Annotated in this window: 12 protein-coding genes and 1 tRNA gene; 11 read left to right on the forward strand and 2 right to left on the reverse strand. The window is 63.5% G+C overall.

Features of this window, described 5'->3' with window-relative positions; translation table 11 throughout:
- Window positions 1-257 precede the first annotated feature (257 nt).
- On the reverse strand, window positions 258-1,199 hold the full coding sequence (locus QQK95_RS28635) for an N-formylglutamate amidohydrolase (RefSeq protein ID WP_027047377.1): 942 nt from the start codon (window positions 1,197-1,199) through the stop codon (window positions 258-260).
- A 163-nt stretch (window positions 1,200-1,362) separates the two neighbouring features.
- On the opposite strand from QQK95_RS28635, the gene cpdR reads away from it, so the two are divergent.
- Entirely contained in the window at window positions 1,363-1,725 is a 363-nt protein-coding gene (gene cpdR, locus QQK95_RS28640) for a cell cycle two-component system response regulator CpdR (protein ID WP_006199474.1), read from the forward strand.
- A 116-nt stretch (window positions 1,726-1,841) separates the two neighbouring features.
- A tRNA-Val gene (locus QQK95_RS28645) sits at window positions 1,842-1,916 on the forward strand.
- Between the two features lie 102 nt (window positions 1,917-2,018).
- On the opposite strand, the gene QQK95_RS28650 is transcribed toward QQK95_RS28645, so the two are convergent.
- On the reverse strand, window positions 2,019-3,173 hold the full coding sequence (locus tag QQK95_RS28650; protein ID WP_019861067.1) for a dihydrodipicolinate synthase family protein: 1,155 nt from the start codon (window positions 3,171-3,173) through the stop codon (window positions 2,019-2,021).
- 243 nt (window positions 3,174-3,416) lie between these two features.
- On the opposite strand from QQK95_RS28650, the gene QQK95_RS28655 reads away from it, so the two are divergent.
- The 9 genes from QQK95_RS28655 (at window position 3,417) to QQK95_RS28695 (ending at window position 13,874) form a co-directional block, all read left to right on the forward strand.
- Window positions 3,417-4,475 (forward strand): LacI family DNA-binding transcriptional regulator, encoded by a 1,059-nt coding sequence (locus tag QQK95_RS28655; RefSeq protein ID WP_019861068.1) that lies wholly within the window; start codon window positions 3,417-3,419, stop codon window positions 4,473-4,475.
- On the forward strand, window positions 4,472-5,488 hold the full coding sequence (locus QQK95_RS28660; RefSeq protein WP_284277804.1) for a Gfo/Idh/MocA family protein: 1,017 nt from the start codon (window positions 4,472-4,474) through the stop codon (window positions 5,486-5,488). Before QQK95_RS28655 ends, QQK95_RS28660 begins: the two co-directional genes overlap by 4 nt.
- Window positions 5,485-7,086 carry an acyl CoA:acetate/3-ketoacid CoA transferase gene (locus QQK95_RS28665; protein WP_284277805.1) on the forward strand — a complete coding sequence of 534 codons (1,602 nt, stop codon included), beginning with the start codon at window positions 5,485-5,487 and terminating at the stop codon, window positions 7,084-7,086. Before QQK95_RS28660 ends, QQK95_RS28665 begins: the two co-directional genes overlap by 4 nt.
- Window positions 7,079-7,855, forward strand: coding sequence for an enoyl-CoA hydratase/isomerase family protein (locus QQK95_RS28670; RefSeq protein ID WP_027047378.1), 777 nt, complete (start codon window positions 7,079-7,081; stop codon window positions 7,853-7,855). Before QQK95_RS28665 ends, QQK95_RS28670 begins: the two co-directional genes overlap by 8 nt.
- 14 nt (window positions 7,856-7,869) lie before the next feature.
- Window positions 7,870-9,381, forward strand: coding sequence for an aldehyde dehydrogenase family protein (locus QQK95_RS28675; protein WP_284277806.1), 1,512 nt, complete (start codon window positions 7,870-7,872; stop codon window positions 9,379-9,381).
- 58 nt (window positions 9,382-9,439) lie between these two features.
- Window positions 9,440-10,693, forward strand: coding sequence for an ABC transporter substrate-binding protein (locus QQK95_RS28680; protein ID WP_027047380.1), 1,254 nt, complete (start codon window positions 9,440-9,442; stop codon window positions 10,691-10,693).
- Window positions 10,694-10,846: 153 nt separating this feature from the next.
- Complete coding sequence (locus QQK95_RS28685; protein WP_027047381.1) at window positions 10,847-11,797, forward strand: carbohydrate ABC transporter permease; 951 nt, start codon at window positions 10,847-10,849, stop codon at window positions 11,795-11,797.
- Window positions 11,794-12,738 carry a carbohydrate ABC transporter permease gene (locus QQK95_RS28690; RefSeq protein WP_064980812.1) on the forward strand — a complete coding sequence of 315 codons (945 nt, stop codon included), beginning with the start codon at window positions 11,794-11,796 and terminating at the stop codon, window positions 12,736-12,738. Before QQK95_RS28685 ends, QQK95_RS28690 begins: the two co-directional genes overlap by 4 nt.
- Before the next feature lie 20 nt (window positions 12,739-12,758).
- Window positions 12,759-13,874 carry an ABC transporter ATP-binding protein gene (locus QQK95_RS28695; RefSeq protein ID WP_019861075.1) on the forward strand — a complete coding sequence of 372 codons (1,116 nt, stop codon included), beginning with the start codon at window positions 12,759-12,761 and terminating at the stop codon, window positions 13,872-13,874.
- Window position 13,875 lies beyond the last annotated feature (1 nt).

Below are 13,875 nucleotides of genomic sequence, written 5' to 3' on the forward strand. Positions count from 1 at the left end.
AACAAGCCTGTTTATCGATTTATTCGCGGCGACATCTGTTGCCCGAATGTCACATCTGCGTCATCGAAACGCAATTTCCACATCACTCTGAATTAAAAAAGCCTGAAGATCGCTTGACATTTGTGCACCGCACAATACCCTCAACCTCGGACAGGGTTTCCTGTCCATGCCCTCCTTGGGCGTTTCCTCCCTAGACTTCGACCGTATCGTGCAAACGATGCGGTCTTTTTTTACGCCTGCGCCTCGGGCCGGCTATTTCACTCCGCGGCCAGCGGCAGGTCGATGAAGTGATGGTCGGGCATCGCCATGAGATCCGCTGAAAATCGCGTCAGATCATCGGCCAGCGCGTCGAAGCCGGCAGTCTTCTCGAACGTCCGTTCATTCATGTAGAGCCCGCGATTGACCTCGATCTGCAGCGCATGCAGATGACGCGCCGGGCGGCCATAGTGCTCCGTGATGAAGCCGCCGGCATAGGGCTTGTTGTGGGCAACGGTATAGCCCATCGCGGTCAACAGGCCGATCGCCGTCTCGGTCAGGGCAGCGGTGGCCGAGATGCCGAAACGGTCGCCGATGATGAAGTCCGGCCGCAGACCGCTGTCGCCGACACGGATGCTTGCCGGCATCGAATGGCAGTCGATCAGCACGGCAAAGCCGAAACGGGCATGGGTCCTGGTCAAAAGCCGCTTCAGCGTTTCATGATAGGGCTTGTAAACGGCCTCGATGCGGGCGACGGCTTCGGCGAGCGGCAGGCGACCGGAATAGATGTCGAGCCCCTCGCCCACCAGCTTCGGCACCGTGCCAAGTCCGCCGGCCACCCGCGCCGAGCGGATGTTGCAGAAGGACGGCACCGGCTCGGCGAACATGCGCGGGTCGAGTTCCCAAGGCTCGCGATTGACGTCGAGATAGGCGCGCGGGAAATTCGCCGCCAGCATCGGCGCGCCAAGCGCCACGGCGCCGCCGAACAATTCATCGACGTAGCAATCTTCCGAGCGGCGGATGGCGTTGCGGTCGAGCCTCGCCATGGCGAGGAAGCGTTCCGGATAGTAGCGGCCGCTATGTGGTGAGTTGAACAGGAAGGGGACGCGCTGTTCGACGCCCGATCGGATTTCGAAGGGTTGAACGACCGAAAAATCCTCGGCTGCCGTCTTCAATTTGCACGAACCCGAAAACACCGATGCATCATGATATGAAAGTGCCACCTTGCTGGCCGCATGTCCAGCATTTCGCCATCCGCATCGCCCCGCCGAATGCGGATAATGCTTCGCAGCATTCACTTGATGTTTACCGTCACCGCCTCATATACAGGATGGTTAACGGGCTGCCTGGGCGGCAGTCTCGGGCGGGTGATTCGGACGGGATATCATGGCACGCATTCTTCTGGCGGAAGACGACGACGATATGCGTCGTTTCCTCGTCAAGGCGCTGGAACGCGCCGGCTACCAGGTCAGCGATTTCGACAATGGCGCCAGCGCCTATGAGCGGCTGCGCGAGGAGCCGTTCTCGCTGCTGTTGACCGACATCGTCATGCCGGAGATGGACGGCATCGAACTGGCGCGTCGCGCCACCGAGATCGATCCCGACCTCAAGGTCATGTTCATCACCGGTTTCGCCGCCGTTGCGCTGAACCCGGATTCCAAGGCGCCGAAAGACGCCAAGGTGCTGTCGAAGCCCTTCCACCTGCGCGATCTCGTCAACGAGGTCGAGAAGATGCTGCAGGCGGCCTGAGCCGCCTTCAACCGAGGCATCGGCATCTGTTTGCCGGTGCGGCGAGACGACGCCTTCTTTCCTTTTTCTCGCTATTGACGCGCCCGACCAAAAATGGTGTATGCGCGGCTTCGGATGGGCGTGTAGCTCAGCGGGAGAGCACTGCATTGACATTGCAGGGGTCACAGGTTCAATCCCTGTCACGCCCACCATCCAATCTCAGACTTTCGGTATCACGCACGCAACTGCGGCTCCCCCGCAGCGCCACGTAGCTCTGCCTTCGCTCGATGGTGATCGAAAACGTCTCGTTCGGCTTAGATGCCTGCGACGACACACAGGTTCTTCATCCGTGATACGGCAAGGTCAGGATCGGCCAGCAGGCCTGCCTGGTCGGCAAGGCGAAAGATTTCGGCGTAGTGGCGGATGCCGCGCGCCGACTGCATGCCCCCGACCATGGTGAAATGGTCCTGGTGGCCGTTCAGCCAGGCCATGAAGACGATGCCGGCCTTGTAATATTCGGTCGGCGCCTCGAAGATTTTTCGCGATAGCGGCACCGTCGGCGCCATCAGCGCGTCATAGCCGGCGCGGTCGCCCACGGCGAGCCTTGCCAGGGCGGCGTTGGCGACCGGCGCGATGGCGTCGAAAATGCCAAGCAGCGCGTGCGAATGCCTGTTGCCGTCGCCGGCGATCAGTTCGGGGTAGTTGAAGTCGTCACCGGTGAACATCACGACGCCGTCCGGCAACCGGTTACGCAGCGCGACTTCCTTGCCGGCATCGAGAAGCGATATCTTTATGCCCTCGACCTTGTCTGCGTGGCGTTCGATGATGGCGACCACCGTATCGAGCGCTGTCTCGAAATCGCGGCTGCCCCAATAGCCCTTCAAGGCAGGGTCGAACATGTCACCCAGCCAGTGCAGGATGACCTTGCCGGAGGCCTGGCTCAAGATGCGGTCATAGACGCGCGCATAATCGTCCGGAGCCTTCGCGACAGCCGCCAATGCGCGGCTGGCCATCATGATCGCCTTGCCGCCCTGCCCTTCGATGAAGGCGAACTGCTCGTCATAGGCCGCGATCACATCGTCGAGCGTCCCGGCAGCGGCCGGCGCCAGATGATCGGTTCCCGCACCCGAGGCAAGATCGGCGCCTTCGACGGTGCGCGCCTCGGCGATCGAGCGGCGGATCAATTCCTTCGCATTGGCCCAGTCGAAACCCATGCCGCGCTGCGAGGTGTCCATCGCCTCGGCAATGCGGAAGCCGAGCCGCCACAAATGATGGCGGAACGCCATCGTCCTGTCCCAGTCGACCGCGGGCCGCGACCATGGATCGGTCATTTCGAGGGGATCGGCAACGACATGCGCGGCGGCATAGGCGACGCGTGAAAACCGTGCGCCGATCGCCGGCTGCACCGGCTGTCCAACAAGCGCGTAGCGGGCGTTGCGGCCACCTTCGGCAGGCAAGACAATATCCATCGACCTCTCCCTTCGCAGCGCGTATTAAATGGAACGTTCCAATAAATCAAGAACCTTTAAGATTCGGGGCGAAGTTGGCTGCAAATGCTGCGCTGCAGCACAGGAAGCCATTCCTGCTGGGCCATTTGAGTACGAACAATCAGTTTTTGCGGCTGAGAAAAATTCGCGATTGACTCAAGATTGAACCAGTGATTAGAACGTTCCAATAAAATTCGGTTGGGAAAACTGGGAGGACGCATCGAGATGGCCAGCCGGGCCAAGGCCACGATATTCGACATTGCCCGCGAGGCGGGCGTGTCCAAATCGACGGTATCGCTCGTGCTCCAGGGCAGCGGGCTGATCCGGCCTGAAACCGCGGTCAAGGTGCGCAAGGCGATCGAGGATGTAGGCTATGTCTACAACCGCGGCGCCGCCAATCTGCGCAAGGCCCATTCCAACGTCATCGGCATGGTCATCAACGACCTCACCAACCCATTCTTCGCCGAACTGGCCGTCGGCATGGAACGCGTCTTCCAGTCGGCCGGCATCGTGCCATTCATCGCCAATACGGCGGAGAATCCGGTGCGCCAGGAAGAGGTGCTGAAGTCGCTGATGGAACAAGGCGTCGCCGGGCTCATCGTGTCACCGGCGCGCGGCACCACGCCAGGCGCTTTCCGGCGGCTGGAATTGGCGGGCGTGCCGGTGGTCTTCGCCATGCGCCGCCTGCCCGAAAGCCGCATCCCTGTGATCGCGCCCGACAATCATCGCGGTGCCTATCTTGCCGCGGCTCATCTGATCGCCAAAGGACATCGCCGGCTCGCCTTCTTCGGCGGCACCTCGGATCTGGTGGTTTATCAGGAACGGCTGGGCGGCTTTCGCGAGGCCTGCGAGACGCTGGGCATCTCCGCCCGCGACGTGCTGGTCGTCGAGGGCGAAACCAACCGCAGAGGCGGCCTCGCCTGCCTGGATACCGCTCTCACGATGGCTGAACCGCCGACCGCGGCTCTCTGCTTCAACGACGCCGTCGCCTTTGGCGTGATGCTGGCGTTGCGCAAGCGCCGGCTTGAGCCGGGACCGGATTTCGCCGTCGTCGGCTTCGACGACGTGGTCGAGGCCGAACACTACATGCCGGCGCTGACCAGCGTCGCGGTGGACACAGCCGGCCTCGGCGAGCGCGCCGCTCACGTCATGCTCAAGCTGATCCAGTCGCGCACCACGCGGGCCGAAGACCATATCGGCGCGGTCAATCTCGTGGTCAGGGAAAGCTGCGGTCCGGATCTCCGCACGCGAAACAGGCCGACGGGAACGGGAGGCGCCGCGTGAGTGTCAAATGGGGGTTGATCGGCGCCAGCACGATCGCCAGGCAGTTCATGATCAACGCCATCCGCGCGCAAGAGGGTGGCGAGATCGCGGCGGTGATGAGTTCCAATCCGGAACGCGCCACGGCCTATGCCAGGGAAAACGGCATTCCATCCGCCGTGTCGACCTTGGATGCCTTGCTGAAGTCCGACATCGACGCGGTCTACATCTCGACCACCAACGAGCTGCATCTCGACCAGGCGCTAGCCGCCATCAAGGCGGGCAAGCATGTGCTGTGCGAGAAGCCGCTGGCGCTGACCAGCGCCGACGCCCGAAAAATGGTGGCGGCAGCCAGGGCGGCCGGCATCCTGCTCGGCACCAACCATCATCTGCGCAACGCCGGCGCGCATCGCGCCATGCGTGAGGCCATCGCATCGGGGCGCATCGGCAAGCCGATCGCCGCACGCGTCTTCCATTCCGTCTATCTGCCGGAGACCCTGCAGGGCTGGCGCATCACCAAGCCGGAAGCCGGCGGCGGCGTGGTGCTCGACATCACGGTGCACGATGCCGACACGCTGCGCTTCGTGCTCGGCGACGATCCGGTCGAGGTCTCGGCCTTCACGCAATCGGCCGGCATGGCCGGCGGCGGACTGGAAGACGGCGCCATGTGCATCTGGCGCTTCAAGTCGGGCCTCATCGCCCAGTCGCATGAAGGCTTCACCACCAAATTCGCCGGCACCGGCTTCGAGGTGCATGGTTCGGAAGGCTCGCTGATCGCCAGCGATGTGATGACCCAGAAACCGGACGGCTCGGTGCTGCTGCGCACGGCCAAGGGCGAGGAGCAGCTGAGCTTCGATCGCGAGGACCTCTACGTCAGATCGGTGCGTCAGTTGCATGCCGCGATCCTCGGCAAGGGCCAGCCTGCCGCCACCGGCGAGGACGGCGTCTGGTCGCTCACTGCAGCCGAGGCGGCATTGCAATCGGCCAGCTCCGGCAAGGCCGTCAAGATCGACCCGAAACTCGGGAGCATGAAGTGAGCAAGGTCGTTTCCGCAGCGCAGGCAGCCAGCCTGATCAAGGATGGCATGACGGTATCCGTGTCGTCGTCGAGCGGACTCGGCTGTCCGGACGCGGTGCTGGCCGCCATCGGCGAGCGCTTCGATAGCGAAGGTCATCCCAAGAGCATCACCACGCTGCACCCGATCGCCGCGGGCGACATGTACGGCATCAAGGGCATCGATCATCTGGCCAAGCCCGGCCTGTTGAAGCGCACGCTGTGCGGTTCGTACCCGTCCGGCCCCTCCTCCGCCGAGCCGCCGCAGATCTGGAAAATGATCGGCGACAATTCGGTCGCCGCCTACAACGTGCCGTCCGGCATCCTGTTCGACATGCACCGCGAGGCCGCCGCCAAACGGCCGGGCGTGCTGACCAAGGTCGGTCTCGACACCTTCGCCGACCCGCGCCATCAGGGCTGCGCCATGAACGCGGCGGCCAGCGAGCCGATCGTCTCGGTACAGCAGTTTGACGGCGAGGAATGGCTCTATTTCCGCTCGATCGTGCCCAACATTTCGATCATCCGCGCCACCACGGCGGACGAGCGCGGCAACCTCACCTATGAACATGAAGGCGCCTATCTCGGCGGCCTCGAACAGGCGCTTGCGGCCCGCAACAATGGCGGCGTCGTGATCGCACAGGTCAAGCGCGTCGTCGAGAACGGCACGCTAAAGCCGCATGATGTGCGCGTGCCCGGCGTGCTGGTCGACCATATCGTTGTCGCGCCCGACCAGTTGCAGACGACGCTGACGCCTTACGACCCGGCGATTTCGGGCGAGATCTTCCGGCCGCTGTCGACCTTCCGCAACGCCGAGATGAACGTGCAGAAGGTGATCGCGCGCCGCGTCGCCATGGAATTGCGCGACGGCATGGCCGTCAACATCGGCTTCGGCATCTCGGCCAACGTGCCGCGCATCCTTCTGGAAGAAGGCCAGCACGGCAAGGTCACCTGGGTGATCGAGCAGGGCGCGGTCGGCGGCGTGCCGCTGCTCGACTTCAAGTTCGGCTGCGCCTCCAATGCCGAAGCGATCATGCCCTCACCGCACCAGTTCATCTATTTCCAGGCCGGTGGTTTCGACGCCTCGCTGCTGTCCTTCCTGCAAATCGACCGCCACGGCTCGGTCAACGTGTCGAAACTGTCGGCGCGGCCGCATGTCACCGCCGGCGCCGGCGGCTTTGTCGACATCACCGCGCGGGCGAAGAAGATCGTCTTCTCCGGCTTCTTCAATGCCGGCGCCAAGCTTTCGCTGGCCGATGGCGGCATCCGCATCGACCAGGAGGGCAAGGTCAAGAAGGTGGTCAACGAGGTCGAGCACATCTCGTTTTCCGGCAAGCGCGCCGTCGCCCAAGGCCAGGACATCACCTATGTTACAGAGCGCTGCGTGATGAAGCTGACGCCCGACGGCCTGATGGTCACCGAGCTGGCGCCGGGCATCGACCTCGAGCGCGATGTCCTGGCGCAGGCCGAGATGCCGCTCGGTGTCGCCAACGACCTCAAGGTAACGCCGGCGGCACTCTACCAGGATCGGCCGATCGGCCTGTCGCTGAATGGCGGCGCCTCGCTCGGAGACGCGCATGGCTGAGCGCCTCGTCATATTCGAAAGGGACGGCGCCATCGGCATCGTCACGCTGCGCCGCCCGGAAAAGTTCAACGCGCTGGACATTCCGATGCTGAGGGCGCTGGAAGCCGCGCTCGACGAGGCAGAGATGGCCGAAGGCGTGCGCGTCGTGCTCTTGCGCGGCGAAGGCAAGGGCTTTTGCGCCGGCGGCGATGTCGAGGCCTGGGGTGCGATGAGCGCCGCCGATTTCCAGGTGCAATGGGTGCGCTATGGTCACCGCGTGTTCGACCGGCTGGCGCGGCTGCGGCAACCGACGATCGCCGTGCTGTCCGGTCATGCGCTGGGCGGCGGGCTCGAACTGGCGGTCGCCTGCGATTTCCGGGTCGCCGAGGCGCATGTGAAATTGGGCTTCCCCGAAACCTCGATCGGCGTCGTCCCCGGCTGGTCCGGAACGCAGCGCGCCGTGCGCCGCTTCGGCACGCAGACGGTCCGGCGCATGGCCTTGGGTGGTGAGATACTTCTCGCTCCCGAAGCGCTGGCCCTTGGCGTGGTGGATCGGGTGACCGAAACCGGCAAGGCATTCGACGAAGCCAAGAGCTGGGGGGAAAAGATCGCCGAACGTGGCCCGCTGGCGACGGAAGCGGCCAAGCTGATGATCGCGGTGGCCGAGGGCGAGGAAAGTGCGGCCGCCACCGAAGCGCTGGCCAGCGGCTTTATCGCGCTCACCGGCGACCTCAAGGCCGGCGTCGACGCCTTCAAGGCCAAGCAGAAGCCAGCATTTTCAAGAAGCTAGAGAAAACAGTCCTGATGAACGCACCCCTCAACATCGCCATGCCCGCCGAGGCCTCAACCGCGCCGAAAAATTATCGGCTGCTGATCGACGGCAAGCACGTCGATGCTCGCGACGGCCGCACGCTGGAACGCAAGAGCCCCGGCCACGGCTTCACCGTTTCGCGCTATGCGCAAGCCGGCCAAGCCGAGGTGGAAGCGGCCGTGCAGGCCGCGCACAAGGCGTTCGAGACCGGGCCGTGGCCACGCATGAAGGCCGGCGAGCGCGCCGCGATCCTCTTCAAGGCGGCCGACCTGATCGAGGCACGGCTGGAAGACATCGCCCGGCTCGACGCGCTCGAATCCGGCAAGCCGATTGCCCAGGCGCGCGGTGAGATCGGCGGCGCCGTCGACATCTGGCGCTATGCCGCCTCGCTCGCCCGCACGCTGCATGGCGAGAGCTACGCCAATCTCGGCGACGCCATGCTGGGCGTGGTCGTGCGCGAGCCGATCGGCGTCGTGTCGATCATCACGCCGTGGAATTTCCCGTTCCTCATCGTCAGCCAGAAACTGCCTTTCGCGCTCGCCGCCGGCTGCACGGCGGTGGTCAAGCCCAGCGAAATGACCTCGGCCTCGACCTTCGTGCTGGGCGACATCCTGCTCGAAGCCGGCCTGCCCGCCGGCGTCGTCAACATCCTCGCCGGTCTGGGCGCCGATGTCGGCGCACCGATGGTCAGCCATCCCCTGGTCGAGATGGTGTCGTTCACCGGCTCGACCCGCGTCGGCAAGATGACCATGGCGTCCGCCGCGCAGTCGCTGAAGAAGGTCTCGATGGAACTTGGCGGCAAGAACGGCCAGATCGTCTTTCCCGATGCCGACCTCCAGGCCGCCGCCGACGCGGCGGTGTTCGGCGGCTTCTTCAACGCCGGCGAGTGTTGCAATGCCGGCAGCCGGCTGATCGTGCACGAGGCGATCGCCGACGATTTTCTCAATGCCGTCAAGGCGCTCACCGCCAGGGTGAAAGTCGGCGACCCGCTCGACGAGCAAACCAAGGTCGGCGCAATGATCTCGTCCGACCATCTGGCCAAGGTGACGGATTACGTTGCGGCAGCGGCAGGCGAAGGCAGCAATGTCTTCAGCGGCGGCAAGCAGTTGGCCTCTAATGCCGGCCAATATCTCGACCCGACCATCTTACGCTACGTCACCGAGGACATGGCGATTGCGCGCGAGGAAGTGTTCGGCCCGGTGCTCTCCGTGCTCACTTTTGAATCGATTGAAAAGGCGTTGCACATCGCCAACAACACGCCCTATGGTCTGTCTGCAGGCGTGTGGAGCGCCAGCATCGACACTTGTATGTCGGTGGCGCGTGGGGTGCGTTCGGGGACGGTTTGGGTGAACACATTCATGGAAGGTTATCCCGAGCTGCCTTTCGGGGGCTACAAGCAGTCCGGTCTCGGACGCGAACTCGGCAAACGCGCCGTTGAGGACTATACCGAGGAAAAGACAATCCAGTTTCATCGCGGCCAGCGCACCGGATGGTGGGTCGGCTGAGTTGGGAAGAACCCGGTGGGCTTCCACCGGTCGTGTAATGCAACAAGGGAGGAAGTACATGTTGCGCAAACTGCTTATCGGAACGGCTCTTGCGACGAGCTTTGCCTTCTCGGCGCACGCCGCGGACGTCAAGGAAGTGCAGATGCTGCATTGGTGGACGTCGGGCGGCGAAGCGGCTGCCCTCAACGTGCTGAAGGGCGACCTGGCCAAGGAAGGCTATGCCTGGAAGGACGTTCCTGTCGCCGGCGGCGGCGGTGATGCTGCCATGACCGCGCTGAAGGCGATGGTCGCGGCCGGCAACTATCCGACCGCCTCGCAGATGCTCGGCTACACCGTGCTCGATTATGCCGCGGCCGGCGTCATGGGCGACCTGACCGAGACGGCGAAGAAGGAAGGCTGGGACAAGTCGGTTCCGGCGGCCCTGCAGAAATTCTCGGTCTATGACGGCAAGTGGGTCGCGGCTCCGGTCAACGTCCACTCGGTCAACTGGCTGTGGATCAACAAGGCCGTCATGGACAAGATCGGCGGCACCGAGCCGAAGACCTTCGACGACTTCGTCGCCCTGCTCGACAAGGCCAAGGCCGCGGGTGTGATCCCGCTCGCTCTCGGCGGCCAGAACTGGCAGGAAGCCACCATGTTCGATTCGGTCGTCCTGTCGACCGGCGGACCCGAGTTCTACAAAAAGGCCTTCAACGACCTCGACGACGCTTCGCTCAAGTCCGACACGATGAAGAAGTCGTTCGACAACCTCGCCAAGCTCGTCACCTATGTCGACCCGAACTTCTCGGGCCGCGACTGGAACCTTGCCACCGCCATGGTCATCAAGGGCGATGCCCTGGTGCAGGTCATGGGCGACTGGGCCAAGGGTGAATTCCACGCCGCTAAGAAGACCCCGGGCACCGACTTCCTGTGCTATCGCTTCCCGGGCACCGACGGCTCCGTGATCTACAACTCCGACATGTTCGGCATGTTCAACGTTCCGGACGACCGTAAGGCCGCCCAGGTCGCATTGGCCACCGCCACCCTGTCGAAGAGCTTCCAGTCGGCCTTCAACGTCGTCAAGGGTTCGGTTCCGGCCCGTACCGACGTTCCGGACACCGACTTCGACGCTTGCGGCAAGAAGGGCATCGCCGACCTGAAGAAGGCCAATGAAGGCGGCACGCTGTTCGGCTCGCTGGCCCAGGGCTATGGCGCCCCGCCGGCTGTCGCCAATGCCTACAAGGACGTGGTCTCGAAGTTCGTCCATGGTCAGATCAAGACCTCGGACGAGGCCGTGACCGAACTGGTCAAGGCGATCGACGACGCCAAGTAAGCGCAACGCTCGAAATCACCTTCCCCGCCTCGGCGGGGAAGGTTTTATCTCAGGATTGGCCGGCTCGACACCATGCCGACCCAAGACCCGTATACACGGGGCCGCCTTGCCGCCTGACGGCGCAGCACGGACGACCCGAAACGGGAGGAGCTCATGAGCACAGTAGCAACAAGCCAGATCAAGCTGACGCCGGAGCGGTCACGCACCTCTGTGCGCTCGCGCCTGCAGGACGCCTTGCCGAAGATCGTTCTGGCGCCGAGCTTCGCCATCACCATCGTCTTCGTCTACGGCTTCATCCTGTGGACGATCTATCTGTCCTTCACCAATTCCAAGACCTTCCCGTCCTACGTCATCACAGGTTCGCGCGCCTATCAGCGGCTGTGGGGCTGGACCTTCGACACCGACCCGCCATCGAGCTGGTACACGTCGATAACCAATATGGGTATTTTCGGCTTTCTCTACATCCTGATCTGCCTGGCGCTCGGCCTGTTCCTGGCCATCCTGCTCGACCAGAAGATCCGCGGCGAAGGCGTGCTGCGGCCGATCTACCTCTATCCGATGGCGCTGTCCTTCATCGTCACCGGCGTCGCCTGGAAATGGTTCCTCGATCCCGGTCTCGGCCTCGAGCAGACGCTGCATCAATGGGGATGGACGAGCTTCCATTTCGACTGGATCAAGAACAAGGATTTCGTCATCTACACGGTGGTCATCGCCGGCGTCTGGCAGGCCTCCGGCTTCATCATGGCGATGTTCCTGGCCGGCCTGCGCGGCATTGACGGCGAGATCATGAAGGCAGCGCAGATCGATGGCGCCACAACCTTCCAGCTCTACCGCCGCATCGTCATCCCGCTGCTGCGGCCAATCTTCCTGTCGGCCTTCATCGTGCTCGCCCACCTCGCCATCAAGTCATACGACCTTGTCGTGGCGCTGACCTCCGGCGGCCCCGGCGGCTCGGCCTGGCTGCCTTCGAATTTCATGTACGAATACACCTTCAAGCGCAACGAGATGGCTGTCGGATCGGCCAGTGCGGTGATCATGCTGATGACCATCGTCGCCATCATCGTGCCCTATCTCTATTCGGAACTCAGGGAGAAGCCGCGATGAGCGCTGTCGCCACCCCTGCCCGCCAGGCCTCCGGCGGCATCAACACCAAGCTCGTCAACCGTATCGTCATCTACGGGCTTCTGGCGCTCTTCGCGCTGTTCTACCTGATGCCGCTGTTCGTCATGCTGGTCACCTCGTTCAAGACCATGGACGAGATCCAGAACGGCAACATGCTGGCGCTGCCCAAGGCGCCGACCTTCGACCCGTGGCTGAAGGCCTGGGGCGAGACCTGCGTCGGCCTCACCTGCGCCGGCATCAAGGGCTATTTCTGGAACTCCATCAAGATGGTGGTTCCGGCCGTGCTGATCTCGACCATGCTCGGCGCCCTCAACGGCTACGTGCTGACCAAATGGCGCTTTCGCGGCGCGACGCTGGTGTTCGGGCTGATGCTGTTCGCCTGCTTCATTCCGTTCCAGTCGGTGCTGCTGCCGATGGCGACGATCCTTGGCAGCGTCGGCCGCTTCGGGGTGACCTTGCAGAACTCCGTCGGAACCAGCTTCGGCCTCGGCAATTCGACGGTCAATCTCGTCTTCGTCCACGTCGTCTACGGCATCGGCTTCACCACGCTGTTCTTCCGCAACTATTACGAGGCCTTCCCCACCGAATTGATCAAGGCGGCACAGGTCGACGGCGCCTCCTTCTTCCAGATCTTCCGCCGCATCATGCTGCCGAACTCTATGCCGATCTTCGTCGTCACGGTGATCTACCAGTTCACCAACATCTGGAACGACTTCCTGTTCGCTTCCGCCTATGCCGGCACCGGCGACGCCATGCCGATGACGGTGGCGCTGAACAATGTCGTCAACACCTCGACCGGCGTCGTCGAATACAACGTCAATATGGCGGCCGCGATGATCGCGGCTCTGCCCACCCTGATCGTCTATGTCGTCGCCGGCCGCTATTTCGTGCGCGGGCTGATGGCGGGCGCGGTCAAAGGCTGACCAATTCAGAAGGAACGACCATGGCTTTTCTGGAAATTGATGGGCTGAAGAAGCGCTTCGGGAATGTTGAGATCCTGAAGGGCATCGATGTCGAGCTCGAAAAGGGCGGCTTCCTGGTGCTGGTCGGCCCGTCCGGCTGCGGCAAGTCAACCCTGCTCAACACCATCGCCGGCCTGGAGCAGATCACCGAGGGCGAGATTCGCGTCGACGGCCGCGCCATCAACGATCTTCATCCTTCGAAGCGCGACATCGCCATGGTGTTCCAGAGCTACGCGCTGTACCCGAACATGACGGTGGCCGGGAACATCTCCTTCGGCATGGAAATGCGCGGTGTGCCGGCCGACGAGCGCCAGAAGGCGATCGACAAGGTGGCCAAGGTGCTGCAGATCGGCCATCTCCTGCAGCGCAAGCCTAGCCAGCTTTCGGGCGGCCAGCGCCAGCGCGTCGCCATGGGCCGGGCGCTGGTGCGCGACCCCAAACTCTTCCTGTTCGACGAGCCTTTGTCCAACCTCGACGCCAAGCTGCGCGTCGACATGCGCATCGAGATCAAGCGCCTGCACGCCACGACCGGCACCACCATCGTCTACGTCACCCACGACCAGATCGAGGCGATGACGCTGGCGACCAAGATCGCCGTCATGCGCGACGGCGAGGTGCAGCAGTTCGGCACCCCGGCCGAGATCTACAACAACCCCACCAACCTGTTCGTCGCCGACTTCATGGGCTCGCCGGCCATGAACCTGATCCCGGCGACCATCGCCACATCGGGCAATGCGCTGTCTGTCGTGCTGCAGCGCGAGGCGCGCGAGCCGATCACGCTGCCGATGGCCAATGCGCCGGCGGGTCTCTCGGCATTCCAGGGCAAGCCGATCATTTTCGGCGTGCGGCCGGAAGCGTTGACCGATCCGGAGGGCGCCGAACGCAACGCCTCGAACATCGCCACCGCCGACCTGCATATCGAGGTCGTCGAGCCGGCAGGTTCCGACACCTTCGCCGTCACCAATCTCGGCGGCAAGGGCGTGGTGGCGCGGCTGCGCGCCGACGCCAACATTCAGCCTGGCACCAGCACGCCGCTCGCCTTCAACCTGACCAAGGCGGTGTTCTTCGATCCGGCGACCGAGAACCGCATCCGCTGAC

The organism is Mesorhizobium huakuii (assembly GCF_030160235.1).
Lineage (GTDB): Bacteria > Pseudomonadota > Alphaproteobacteria > Rhizobiales > Rhizobiaceae > Mesorhizobium > Mesorhizobium huakuii.

Coding starts and splice junctions, on each gene's coding strand:
- cpdR (WP_006199474.1), top strand. CDS start 1,363: ATGGCACGCATTCTTCTGGCGGAAGACGACGACGATATGCGTCGTTTC.
- QQK95_RS28650 (WP_019861067.1), bottom strand. CDS start 3,173: ATGGATATTGTCTTGCCTGCCGAAGGTGGCCGCAACGCCCGCTACGCG.
- QQK95_RS28655 (WP_019861068.1), top strand. CDS start 3,417: ATGGCCAGCCGGGCCAAGGCCACGATATTCGACATTGCCCGCGAGGCG.
- QQK95_RS28670 (WP_027047378.1), top strand. CDS start 7,079: ATGGCTGAGCGCCTCGTCATATTCGAAAGGGACGGCGCCATCGGCATC.
- QQK95_RS28675 (WP_284277806.1), top strand. CDS start 7,870: ATGAACGCACCCCTCAACATCGCCATGCCCGCCGAGGCCTCAACCGCG.
- QQK95_RS28680 (WP_027047380.1), top strand. CDS start 9,440: ATGTTGCGCAAACTGCTTATCGGAACGGCTCTTGCGACGAGCTTTGCC.
- QQK95_RS28685 (WP_027047381.1), top strand. CDS start 10,847: ATGAGCACAGTAGCAACAAGCCAGATCAAGCTGACGCCGGAGCGGTCA.
- QQK95_RS28690 (WP_064980812.1), top strand. CDS start 11,794: ATGAGCGCTGTCGCCACCCCTGCCCGCCAGGCCTCCGGCGGCATCAAC.
- QQK95_RS28695 (WP_019861075.1), top strand. CDS start 12,759: ATGGCTTTTCTGGAAATTGATGGGCTGAAGAAGCGCTTCGGGAATGTT.